The organism is Staphylococcus delphini (assembly GCF_900636325.1).
Classification (GTDB): domain Bacteria; phylum Bacillota; class Bacilli; order Staphylococcales; family Staphylococcaceae; genus Staphylococcus; species Staphylococcus delphini.
Genome location: NZ_LR134263.1, coordinates 2182680 through 2194186, shown reverse-complemented (window position 1 = coordinate 2194186; position 11507 = coordinate 2182680). Strand labels below are relative to the sequence as shown.

At 37.9% G+C, this 11507-nt stretch carries 15 protein-coding genes; 5 read left to right on the top strand and 10 right to left on the bottom strand.

All coding sequences use genetic code 11. The features are described 5' to 3' along the window. The first annotated feature begins 18 nt into the window (after nucleotides 1–18). Nucleotides 19–396 (top strand): PaaI family thioesterase, encoded by a 378-nt coding sequence (locus tag EL101_RS10275; protein ID WP_096596509.1) that lies wholly within the window; start codon nucleotides 19–21, stop codon nucleotides 394–396. Between the two features lie 135 nt (nucleotides 397–531). Here the strand turns inward: EL101_RS10275 and EL101_RS10270 are convergent, their stop codons facing one another. From EL101_RS10270 to kapB, 8 genes are all read right to left on the bottom strand, one after another. Then, nucleotides 532–888: a Na+/H+ antiporter subunit G1 gene (locus tag EL101_RS10270; protein WP_019166980.1), complete on the bottom strand. Its 357-nt coding sequence runs from the start codon at nucleotides 886–888 to the stop codon at nucleotides 532–534. After that, on the bottom strand, nucleotides 866–1159 hold the full coding sequence (locus EL101_RS10265) for a Na(+)/H(+) antiporter subunit F1 (protein ID WP_096596510.1): 294 nt from the start codon (nucleotides 1157–1159) through the stop codon (nucleotides 866–868). Before EL101_RS10265 ends, EL101_RS10270 begins: the two co-directional genes overlap by 23 nt. Continuing rightward, nucleotides 1159–1638 carry a Na+/H+ antiporter subunit E gene (locus EL101_RS10260; protein WP_019166978.1) on the bottom strand — a complete coding sequence of 160 codons (480 nt, stop codon included), beginning with the start codon at nucleotides 1636–1638 and terminating at the stop codon, nucleotides 1159–1161. Before EL101_RS10260 ends, EL101_RS10265 begins: the two co-directional genes overlap by 1 nt. 1 nt (nucleotide 1639) lies before the next feature. After that, the gene (locus EL101_RS10255) at nucleotides 1640–3139 is read right to left on the bottom strand and encodes a Na+/H+ antiporter subunit D (protein ID WP_096596511.1); all 1500 of its coding nucleotides are present in this window, start codon (nucleotides 3137–3139) and stop codon (nucleotides 1640–1642) included. Continuing rightward, nucleotides 3129–3476 (bottom strand): Na+/H+ antiporter Mnh1 subunit C, encoded by a 348-nt coding sequence (gene mnhC1, locus EL101_RS10250; RefSeq protein ID WP_014614416.1) that lies wholly within the window; start codon nucleotides 3474–3476, stop codon nucleotides 3129–3131. Before mnhC1 ends, EL101_RS10255 begins: the two co-directional genes overlap by 11 nt. Beyond that, nucleotides 3476–3922 (bottom strand): Na(+)/H(+) antiporter subunit B, encoded by a 447-nt coding sequence (locus EL101_RS10245; protein ID WP_019166976.1) that lies wholly within the window; start codon nucleotides 3920–3922, stop codon nucleotides 3476–3478. The genes mnhC1 and EL101_RS10245 overlap by 1 nt, the downstream gene beginning before the upstream one ends. After that, complete coding sequence (locus tag EL101_RS10240) at nucleotides 3885–6302, bottom strand: Na+/H+ antiporter subunit A (protein ID WP_096596512.1); 2418 nt, start codon at nucleotides 6300–6302, stop codon at nucleotides 3885–3887. The genes EL101_RS10245 and EL101_RS10240 overlap by 38 nt, the downstream gene beginning before the upstream one ends. 126 nt (nucleotides 6303–6428) lie before the next feature. Beyond that, complete coding sequence (gene kapB, locus EL101_RS10235; RefSeq protein ID WP_096596513.1) at nucleotides 6429–6809, bottom strand: sporulation phosphorelay system protein KapB; 381 nt, start codon at nucleotides 6807–6809, stop codon at nucleotides 6429–6431. A 73-nt stretch (nucleotides 6810–6882) separates the two neighbouring features. On the opposite strand from kapB, the gene EL101_RS10230 reads away from it, so the two are divergent. Both EL101_RS10230 and EL101_RS10225 read left to right on the top strand, forming a co-directional pair. Beyond that, the gene (locus EL101_RS10230) at nucleotides 6883–7476 is read left to right on the top strand and encodes a peptidylprolyl isomerase (protein WP_014614412.1); all 594 of its coding nucleotides are present in this window, start codon (nucleotides 6883–6885) and stop codon (nucleotides 7474–7476) included. A 21-nt stretch (nucleotides 7477–7497) separates the two neighbouring features. Further along, nucleotides 7498–7758, top strand: coding sequence for a DUF1871 family protein (locus EL101_RS10225; RefSeq protein WP_096596514.1), 261 nt, complete (start codon nucleotides 7498–7500; stop codon nucleotides 7756–7758). A gap of 240 nt (nucleotides 7759–7998) precedes the next feature. Here EL101_RS10225 and EL101_RS10220 read toward each other — a convergent pair whose 3' ends face one another. Next, nucleotides 7999–8331, bottom strand: a complete 333-nt coding sequence (locus EL101_RS10220) for a hypothetical protein (RefSeq protein ID WP_096596515.1) — start codon at nucleotides 8329–8331, stop codon at nucleotides 7999–8001. 1203 nt (nucleotides 8332–9534) lie between these two features. Between EL101_RS10220 and fmdA the strand changes: the two genes are divergently transcribed. Then, nucleotides 9535–10725: a formamidase gene (gene fmdA, locus EL101_RS10210; protein ID WP_096542162.1), complete on the top strand. Its 1191-nt coding sequence runs from the start codon at nucleotides 9535–9537 to the stop codon at nucleotides 10723–10725. Beyond that, nucleotides 10725–10991, top strand: coding sequence for an FmdB family zinc ribbon protein (locus EL101_RS10205; protein WP_096596517.1), 267 nt, complete (start codon nucleotides 10725–10727; stop codon nucleotides 10989–10991). The genes fmdA and EL101_RS10205 overlap by 1 nt, the downstream gene beginning before the upstream one ends. Nucleotides 10992–11053: 62 nt before the next feature. On the opposite strand, the gene EL101_RS10200 is transcribed toward EL101_RS10205, so the two are convergent. Further along, nucleotides 11054–11254: a cold-shock protein gene (locus EL101_RS10200; protein ID WP_096542158.1), complete on the bottom strand. Its 201-nt coding sequence runs from the start codon at nucleotides 11252–11254 to the stop codon at nucleotides 11054–11056. Nucleotides 11255–11507: the final 253 nt, after the last annotated feature.

Genomic DNA, 11507 nt, shown 5'->3' with positions numbered 1-11507 from the left:
AAAAAAGGAGTGACCCTCATGACAAACTTAATCGAGTTATTAGAAATGAAAGTCGAAGCGCAGGAAGACGGCTATTTGAAAATGTCGATGCCTGTGACGGATAAAGTTAAACAGCCATTTGGTTATTTACATGGCGGTGCATCACTCGCATTAGGTGAAACTGCTTGTTCGTTAGGCTCGGCCCATTTAATAGATACTTCGATGCATATTCCTTTAGGGCTAGAAATGAATGCGAACCATATCAGCTCAGTCCGTGAAGGTGTGGTCTATGCAGAGGCACGTATTTTGCATCAAGGTCGTACGACACATGTGTGGGACATTCATATTAAAAATGAAGCAGGGCAGTTGATTTCAGTCATGCGCGGTACCATTGCGATTAAACCATTGAAGAAATAATTTGAGAGAAGGGCAGGCAGAGATGTGCTTGCTCTTTTTGTATGTAAAGATAACGCCGAAGTTACAATGAAAAACGGCTAGGACACCAACACTCCTAGCCGTTTTTATATATTGAGTAAACATAATGTTCTATCTCTATAATTTGGTATCTTTCATGTCTTCTTTAATTTCATCCAACTTCAATCGTTTAGAAGCGGGTGTTTTAAGGTTATACGCTGCTTTCAATACGAGATGGCTCGCTAAAGGGCCTGTAATAAATACAAAGACAATCCCGATAATCAATTGAAAGTTGACGTAGCCTTCTTTACCGATGAAATAAATAAATGTCCCGGTTAATAACAACATTGCGCCAAGTGTTGAAGCTTTACCCGCAGCGTGCGCACGAGAGTACACATCATCGAGACGTATCATTCCAATGGCTGCGAGGGCACTAAATAACGCACCGACGATAACAAGAATCAAACCGATACTAATCGTGATCGTTTCTGTCATGTTCAATCACCTGACCTTTATCCATAAATTTGGCGAACACGGCTGTACCTAAAAAGGCTAGAATCCCAATTAAAAGAATCGCTACAATCATATAATGTGTGTCTAAAATAATTGAGAACAATCCGATGACCGCCATTAATTGAATGCCAATCGCATCTAACGCCACGACACGATCGGGTAATGTAGGACCAAGAATCACACGGACAAGCATTGCTAAAATCGATAAAACGACGATGACTAAAGCAATAATGATGAAAATATCATAGTTCATTACGATTCACCCACCTCTCTCACTGCTTTTTCAAGAGAGCCTTTAATACCAGCAACTTCTTCTTCTTTTGTCGAGAAGTTCAAACAGTGAATATATAAACGTTTCATATCATCATTGACCCCGATCACAACAGTACCAGGTGTTAATGTGATTAAATTCGATAATAATGCGACTTGCCAAGGATGCTCTAAGTCTGTTTCATAGACGAAAAACGCAGATTCATTTTTAATGCGTGGTTGAAGGATAATACGCAATACATCAATATTCGCTTTGATAAGTTCGAGTAAAAAGACAAATACGAGTTTAACGACTTTGTATAACGTAATCACGTAAAAGCGTCCAGGTAATAGTTTGCGCATTAAAAATACAAGTAATAAAGCGAAAAGATAGCCTAAGACGAAAGCGTTCATCGTATAACTGTCAGAGACGAACAGCCAAAATATCGCTAAAAATAAATTAATGACGATTTGTATTGCCATATTACTGCACCCCCAATACGCTATGAATATACGTGTCTGGTTGATAGAATGACTTCGCAGCTTCTGCAACGATTGGATACAGTTGTCCTGCTGTCAGACCGAAGACCACCGAAATAACGACTGCTAAAACACTCACTGCTAATAAACCGCGGTGATGTAAGCGTGGGTTGTACACATAGCCATAACTTTTACCAAAGAAACCACGTAAAAAGATGTTGATGACTGAATAAAGTACAACGAGGCTTGAAAGCAGCACGATAATACCTGTCGCATAGAATCCTTCTTCAAATGCAGCTTGCACGATGTAAAGTTTGCCGTAAAAACCACTTAATGGCGGAATCCCAGCTAAACTTAATGCCGCAATGAAAAATGTCCAACCTAATAATGGATAGTGATGAATCAGACCACCAAATTTACGTAAGTCCGTTGTTTTCGTAATTTTAAACATAATCCCAATCAGGAAAAATAGCGCGGCTTTAATTAACATATCGTGAAGGGTGTAGTAAATCGCACCGACCATACCTGATTCGTTCATTAAGCCCACACCAACTAAAATGACGCCGACTGCAATCATAATGTTGTATAAAATAATACGCTTCGTATCACGGAAACCGACTGCACCGACTGAACCAAAAATAATGGTCAACAATGCGAGGGCTAAAATCGTGTAATGCGAGAAAGTCAATGTATCATGGAAGAATAAACTCATGACACGTGCAATCGCATAAACGCCGACTTTTGTGAGTAGGGCACCGAAAAACGCAATAATGGCAAATGGTGGCGCATAGTAAGCCCCTGGTAACCAGACATACATTGGGAAGACCCCGGCTTTTGTCGCAAATACAAAGATAAATAAAATAAATGCGACACTGAGTAAACCTGGATGATCTTCTGAAAGTGTATTTAATTTTAGACTAATGTCCGCCAAGTTTAATGTACCGACAATAGAGTATAAAATGCCGACCGCCATGACGAAAAAGGCAGAAGAGACAACATTCACTAACAAGTATTTGACGCTTTCTTGAAGTTGGATTTTAGTGCCACCAATCACCATTAAGCCATAAGATGACATTAAAAATACTTCGAAAAAGACGAATAAGTTAAAGATGTCGCCTGTAATAAATGCACCGTTAATCCCTGTGAGCATCATCATGACTGTGAAATAGTAATAATACGTTTCACGATGTAACCCAATCGACTGGTACGAAAATAAAATAATCAGTAACGTAATAATAATACTAGTTGTCACGAGGAGGGCACTAAATAAATCGAGTACGAAAACGATACTATAAGGCGCCTCCCATGCCCCCAATCTTAAAACAATCGGATGACCGCTTTGCCATACGTTCACTAAATTCCATATCGAAAACGCTAACGTGACAAGCGTCCCAGTTAATGCGATGTAACGTTTAATAAAAGGTCGGAGTCCACTGACAATTAACAGAATCGCTGTCATAATTGGGACAACTAACACCATAACGATTAAGTTTTCATTCATCATCTTCTTGTGGCACCCCTTTCATTCTTTCTACGTTGTCTGTTCCTAATTCTTTATAACTTCTGAAAGCGAGTACTAAGAAAAAGGCAGTCACCGCAAATGAAATAACAATCGCTGTTAAAATTAATGCTTGTGGGATGGGGTCTACATAATCAGAAACGCCTTTTTCATATATAGGGACGTTCCCGTTTTTAAGCCCACCCATCGTTAAAATAAATAAGTTTGCAGCGTGTGATAATAATGTTGTACCGATAATAATTCTGATCAAACTTTTAGAAAGAATGAGGTACACACTGATGGAAGTTAACAAGCCACAAACGACGATTAAAACAATTTCCATTACTCATTCTCTCCAATCGTTAGAATAATTGTAAGGACTGTGCCGATAACGACAAAAAGGACGCCGGTATCAAAAATCACAGCTGTATGCACATGCATCGGTTGTAACAATGGCAACGGAATATCCACAGACGTATGTGTGAAGAAGTTCTTACCATATGTCCAACTGAGCATAGGTGCACCGACACAAAACGTTAAGCCTACAGCAATTAACTTTTTAAAATCCCACGGGAAAACTTTACGCAATGTTTTAACGTCAAATGCCACTGCAATAATGACGAGCGCACTTGAGACGAGTAAACCACCGATAAAGCCGCCCCCCGGTGTATAATGTCCAGCTAAGAAAAGTGAGAAGCCGAACATCATAATTAAGAAAAAGATAATTAATGATGAATACTGCGCAATTAAATCATTTTTCTGTCTGTTCAATCTTCTCAACCCTTTCATAACCGTTTTTATGTTTCGCACGTAATTTAATTAATGTGTATATGCCCATACCTGCAATGCCGAGTACTGATGATTCGAACAATGTATCGGTACCACGGAAGTCAACAAGTATCACGTTCACCATGTTTTTACCTTCAGCGAGGTCATACACATGTGCTTTGTAGAATTCACTAATAGATTCGAAGTGACGGTTGCCGTAAGCGATTAAACCTAACACAATCACCACTGCGCCGACCCCGATAGAAATGATCGCATTCACGACACGATAGCGTACAGATTCGTTGTAACGACTCATATTAGGCAAGTGATAGAAACAAAGTAAGAACAATGCCGTTGAAATCGTTTCTACAACGAATTGTGTTAAGGCAAGGTCAGGCGCATTAAAGAAAATAAAGAAAATCGCCATAGAGTATCCGACAGCACTTAACATGATAATGCTGAACAAGCGTGAACGTGCAAAAATAATCATAATCGCCGCAATCGTAATCGTAATCACTGATACAAATTCATAAAGTCTGATAGGCGATACCTTCATAAAGTCAACTGTGAAAGGTACGAAAATCAGTGTCACAAAAGTAAGGACAATCATCATGAAAAAGATAATGACTAAATTGTTGCGATTGAAACCTGTCATATAAGTACGCGTAATTTGTGTCGCGTAGTACGGTGTGTAACGTCCTGTTTGGTTATACCAATGATTTAAGGTCAATGCGTTTGGAATGCCTCTTAATATTGGTACCCAACGTTTGGCCGTCAATATGAGTACGGCACCGACAGCGTAAATGACTAAAGTTGCGATAAATGCTGGTGTGAAGCCGTGCCATAAATGGAATGACGCACTCACTTCATTTGTGTTCGCAATTGATTTGACTGCAGGTTCAACGAGTGGTGCAGATACAATACTAGGGAATAATCCAATCGAAATGACTAAAATGGCTAAAATCGTTGGTGAAATATTCATTAGTATTGAAGCTTCATGTGCTTTGTTCGGAAGTGCATCAGGCTTATGATCACCTAAGAAAATTTCCACAATAAATTTAAATGAATACACAAATGTGAAAATACTTCCGACAATCGCGATGATAGGGATTAACAAGCCGACTGTGTTTAAACTAAAAACAGAGGCATGTGTCACTTCTATCATAGATTCGATAAAGGCTTCCTTAGATAAGAAACCGTTAAATGGGGGTACCCCCGCCATACTTAATGACGTAATGATAGATAAAGTGAATGAAATCGGCATGATTGTCATTAAGCCACCGAGTTTACGAATATCACGCGTTCCCGTCGCATGGTCCACGGCACCTGTAATCATAAACAGTGCCCCTTTAAATGTTGCGTGGTTGATGAGATGGAAAATCGCTGCACTGTATGCGGCAAGATATAACTGACTTTCATCGCCTTGGAAATGGTAACTCACAGCACCAATACCGAGCATCGACATGATCATCCCAAGTTGAGACACAGTTGAAAATGCTAAAATGCCTTTAAGATCTTGTTGCTTCGTCGCATTAAGTGAGCCCCAGAAAAGCGTCACGAGACCAAATGCGGTTACAGCCCAAATCCATCCTTGCGACACTGCAAAAATCGGTGTTAAACGCGCAATGAGATAAATACCTGCTTTGACCATTGTTGCTGAATGCAGATACGCACTGACCGGTGTCGGCGCTTCCATTGCATCAGGTAACCAAATGTAAAACGGAAATTGTGCAGATTTTGTCATTGCACCAATAATCACAAAAATCATGGCGAGTAGAAAAATCGGTGACGTTTGAATTTGGTCAACGTTTTCGATAATGTCACGAATACGCCATGTGCCTGAAGCAAGATACAGCAAGATGAAACCACCGAGTAGTGATAAACCACCAAAAACGGTAATCATCATTGACTTCATTGCACCATACAGTGACTTGTCTTTGTGTCGCCAAAAAGAAATCAATAAGAAACTTGAAAATGATGTTAACTCCCAGAAAAAATAAAGGACGAGTAAATTATCAGAAAGGACGACGCCGAGCATCGCACTCATAAACATTAACAAGTAACAATAAAAATGGCCGAGTTGTTCTGATTGGCTTAAATAACTAATTGAATATAGTACAACAAGACTCCCAATGCCAGTAATCAGTAAACTAAAAAGTAAACCTAGACCATCGACATAAACGTCAAAGTTCATCCCAATTTGTGGCATCCAAGCAGCAGACTGTTCTGTAAATTGCCCGGACATTGTTGGTTGAATATAAGATAAAAAATAAGCAAACAATACAACCGGTATCGGCAAAACAAACCAACCGAGATGGATGCGTTTGTAGAAGCGATACAATATCGGAATGAGTATTGCGAATATTAACGGCAACAGTACCGCCATATGTAACCAACTCATAAATTGCCCTCCTTTAAAAACTACGATATATCTATTATACATGATTGTGGAACGTCTGAAAAACATGGCTATACATAGATGCGTCTAGATTTCAATCACTTTTAAATAAGAAGAAACACGTCGATATTATGAAAAATTTGTTTTATATTGGCGTGTATAATCTTCTTTAAGTTGTGCCAAACAATTTAAGGATGCATGCGCAAAAGGGATATCCATTTCTTGTAATTGATGTTCGAGTGTTGTAATCGCACGTTGTAACGTCACTGTATAATCTTCAATGTCACCTTCGAATGGTTTTAAACGACTTGGAGATGTATATCTTTTTTCATAGAGACTTAACGCTTTTCGTTCATGGAAAAAGACCCCTTCAACTTCATTTGGGTTATGAAGGTCGCCTTGTTTCGGGTGTTTAATCACTTGTAGCACTTTGACTAACACCTGATCACCCTTTTCTTCTACGACCTCTACAGCATAGACACCAGTTTTATGTGCAAAACGATAAAGCATGTCAATACCATCCTCTCTCAAATATGTTAAAATAGTGATATACAACAGTTTATCACGAATGGAGTATTAAAAAATGACTAACTATCCACAATTAACGAAAGAAATTCAAGAAAATGAAATTAAAGTGATCATGCATACGAATAAAGGGGACATGACATTAAAGTTATTCCCTGAGATTGCACCTAAAACAGTTCAAAACTTTGTTGAGCTTTCTAAAAAAGGTTACTACGATGGGATTACGTTCCACCGTGTCATCAATGATTTTATGATTCAAGGTGGCGACCCAACTGGTACGGGTATGGGTGGCGAAAGTATTTACGGTGGCCCATTTGAAGATGAGTTTTCAATGAACGCGTTTAACTTATACGGTGCGTTATCAATGGCTAATGCAGGTCCAGGTACAAACGGTTCACAATTTTTCATCGTTCAAATGAAAGAAGTACCGGCACAAATGGTAGACCAACTTGTTGATGGCGGCTGGCCAAAAGAAATCGCTGAAGCATACAAAGAAAAAGGCGGTACACCTTGGTTAGATCAAAAACATACAGTATTCGGTCAATTGATTGAAGGTGAGGACACTTTAGAAGATATCGCAAGTGTTAAAGTCGGTGCACAAGACAAACCGATGTACGATGTTGTCATTGAATCGATTGACATTGAAGAATAATCAATGAATGGAGGTCATCACGTGGCAAATAATGATTTGAATATTCGATTATATCAATATTTAGCGGATTGGAATCCTATGCAATTTGATGACCCAACAATGGGAGACGCAGAAGTTTACGAAATGATGGATGCAGTACATCAAATAGGCGAGGCAGAAGCCGTTGCACAAGCGTTTCAACAGATTTTTCAATTTGCTTTTGATGAAACATTGCCGTATGCGGTCTGTTTAGGTAAGGCGACTGAAGCGGTGAATTTGCAAATGGAATGTAGTATTTCTTAATGATGGAGAGGGCGACAACAATTTGATGTTGAAATAGCCCTCTTTTTTTGGTCACTATGCTATGATTGCCTTTAAAGTAAGATATTAACGTCGTCCAATGAGAATTCTCCATAAGCGCTGTTACACAATTATACGTATGGAATGTATAGATGTTCACATAATATTGTAATGGTTATCCTTAGTATCAAGAAAAGAATAAACTCGTTTCACTTGGATAAAAAGAACTCTTTTTGGGACTTTTTACTCTTCGCTATTCAAAATACCATTGATTACATCAACGTGAAGGTTGCTATTCCTATATCCTTCCAAAACATCATCAACTTGTCGATTTGGAATTTCAGGAAGTTCTCTTATATCACATAAAGCCTCTTTAAATTCTTTTTTAGTCACTTTATCTTCGTTGAATGTTAATTCAAATAAATAATCATTCAATTTCTTGATTTCTTCAACGTTATAACCATAACGTAATAAAACTAAATCTTTTGTTTTTAAATGAGGCGCCAACTCTTCTTGTAAAACATCTATTGATTGCTTAATTAATAAAAGTTTAGATTCTAATTCTTCGTTATTCATTCAAATCACACTCTCTTATATTAAAGTTTGACCTACTTGAGACACCCAGTAAGCAATGCTACGAGCAGAAGAATCTTTAATACCTGTTCCCATTAACGCTTGGGCCACTTGACCTGCTACATTGCCCCATGTAGCCTGTTCTTGTTTTAAAATCTTTTTTAAAGTCGGTTCAACATATTTATTCCAACGTTTTTCTAAAGATTTACCAGCACGAGGACTTATCTTTTGAACTCCTGAAAATACAGCATTTTGTTCTTTATCATTGCTTTAATTCAATTCCTTTATTGAAGTTGATCCTCGAAAATCTTAACAAACGTAAAACTTGGCAAATTGTCGATTTGATGGCTCAAACTAAACGGATTTTTGTCTTTAAGTTTAGTTAAGGATTCTTCTCAACACCAATAAATTTTCTCGGCATAGATAAATACGTAACTTACTTTTTTCGTTTAGCGTTCCAGCCAATTAAAACATTAGAAATAAAACCAACTACGCCACAGAATAGAGCTACAAAAAATGAATGATCTCCCATATAAAAAACAACTAAAAATATTAAAATGCCTGTTATCAAACTAATTATGAACGAACTTAAATTCATAAAACAAACAACCCCTTTTTAGTAAATTTTATCATAAGAATTAATCTATCAATAGCCCATGAATATCTGATTAATGATGTTTTGAGTTCATTCATGACTTATTTAGTAACCTAATTCTGAACATCTGAAATAACAAAGGTTTTAAATGGAATGAAATTCATGACTGAGACTGAGACATCATTCCTGTCCACTTCACTTAAAGGGGCTGAGGTATATGTGTCATTTCTTTTACACTAAAAAGTATGAAATCGTTTGTATAATTACTTATGGAATCCATCTAGGCACAACGATACTTGTTAATCAACTTTGCGCTGTATCTTCAATACTTCTGGTAAAATGAGTAATTTGATTCAAAGCTTTAATAAGGCTAACAATTGTGATTACAGAAACCCTTTTTCTTTTGGGCTTTACTTAAAGATAAAGTGTTAATTGTAGTTCACTAGCTCTGTTAATCTCCTTAACTACTTTTTTTTACTTATCGAATAGGTGTAGAACATTATTTTTGAAATTAAATTATAAAAGTAGTGTACTTTTCAGATTTTATGGGTAAAATATACATAAGAGACAAAAAATTCTGTTATTTTATTTGTATTCAAGGGGGAATTGTCATGCCAAAAAAGTTATTTAGCATTGATTTGCACAAGACGATGGACCAACAAGCGCACCCAGGACATAACAGATGGCACCCAGATATTCCAGCAGCATTTTCAGTCGAACCAGGTGAATCATTTCGCATGGAATGTCTAGACTGGACAGATGGACAAATTTCTAACAACGATGATCCGAGTGATATTAAACATGTAAACCTCAATCGTGTTCATGTTTTGAGTGGACCTGTTTACGTAAATGGCGTCGAACCAGGCGATTTATTAGTCGTAGATATTTTAGATGTCGGCGCGTTTCCAGAGCACGAGTGGGGATTTAACGGTATTTTTGACAAGAATAATGGCGGAAGTTTTTTAGTCGATCATTATCCAGAAGCGCAAAAATCAATTTGGGACTTTAATGGTATCTTTGCATCAAGTCGACATGTCCCAGGCGTCGAATTTGCGGGTGTAATTCATCCAGGTTTAATTGGTGTTGCACCGTCACATGAGATGTTGGCAGAATGGAATAAAAGAGAACGTGCACTCGTGGATACTGATCCGAATCGTGTCCCACCTTTAGCGAATTTACCAAATGAAGATGCGGTCGTTCTCGGCACTTTAAAAGGAAAAGACTTTGATCGCGTTGCTAAAGAAGGGGCACGCACAGTACCGCCACGTGAGAATGGCGGAAACTGTGATATTAAAAATTTATCTAAAGGTTCGAAAATTTATTTCCCTGTGTATGTCGAAGGTGCAAAACTATCTGTAGGCGATCTTCATTTTTCACAAGGCGATGGTGAAATTACATTTTGCGGTGGTATTGAAATGCCGGGTTGGATCGATTTAAGAGTGAACGTGATTAAAGGTGGCATGGAAAAATATCATATTAAGAAAAACCCTGCATTTAATCCTGGACCTGTCATGCCAAACTATTCAGATTATATTGTATTTGAAGGTATTTCAGTTAATGAATTTTCAGGCAAACAAACATACTTAGATGCAAATACAGCTTATCGAAATGCTTGTTTAAATGCGATTGAATTTTTAAAAACACGTGGATTTACTGGAGAACAAGCATACATGTTGCTTGGCTCAGCACCTGTACAAGGCACTGTTGCAGGTATTGTTGACATTCCAAATGCTTGTTGTACGATTGCCATACCACGAGAAATTTTCAAACCGGGTGTATTGCCGGATAAGGGTGAATTTTAATGCCAAATTATTCATATACATGTGAGGTGTGTGGGACTTTTACGATTCGACAACGGATATCGGAGCAACATGAAACAGCCACATGCCCATCGTGTGAGCGAACAGCTAAACGTGAATTTGTCGCATTTCAAACGTACAAAATGGATGATCGTGTGAAACGACGTATTGAGCAAGGTCAGCAACCGCGTACAATGAAAAAAGAAGACCTGCCAATGCAACAGCGTCGTTCATCACAAAACACGCGTCCATGGATGGTTGGACACTAAGCACAACGTAAAAAAGAGACGAGGTACACGTACCTCGTCTCTTCATATCGAGTTAAACTAGATTACATTTTAACAACGTTTGCTGCTTGCGCACCACGTTCGCCTTCAACGATATCAAAGTCAACATTTTGACCTTCTTCTAAAGATTTGTAGCCATCTCCAACGATTGCTGAGAAATGTACAAATACATCGTCGCCGTTTTCTCTTTCAATAAATCCAAAACCTTTTTCTGAGTTAAACCATTTTACTGTACCGTTATTCATATAGAATACCTCCACGTGCTTTTGCACAAATATTTGCAATAAATTCATTGATTAAAAAAGAGGATATTCTAAACAAATACACTACATTTAAATTCAAGTTCTTTTATTACGATAACCTAACTATACGCCCTAGTTTGAATAAAGTAAAGCATTATTATTTCAAAACTTTAAAAACAGACGTTGAAAACAGCTCCAAACCCGGGCGCACGTAGGCACGAAAAAATATAAAAATATAAAGGTGCGCTTTTTTATT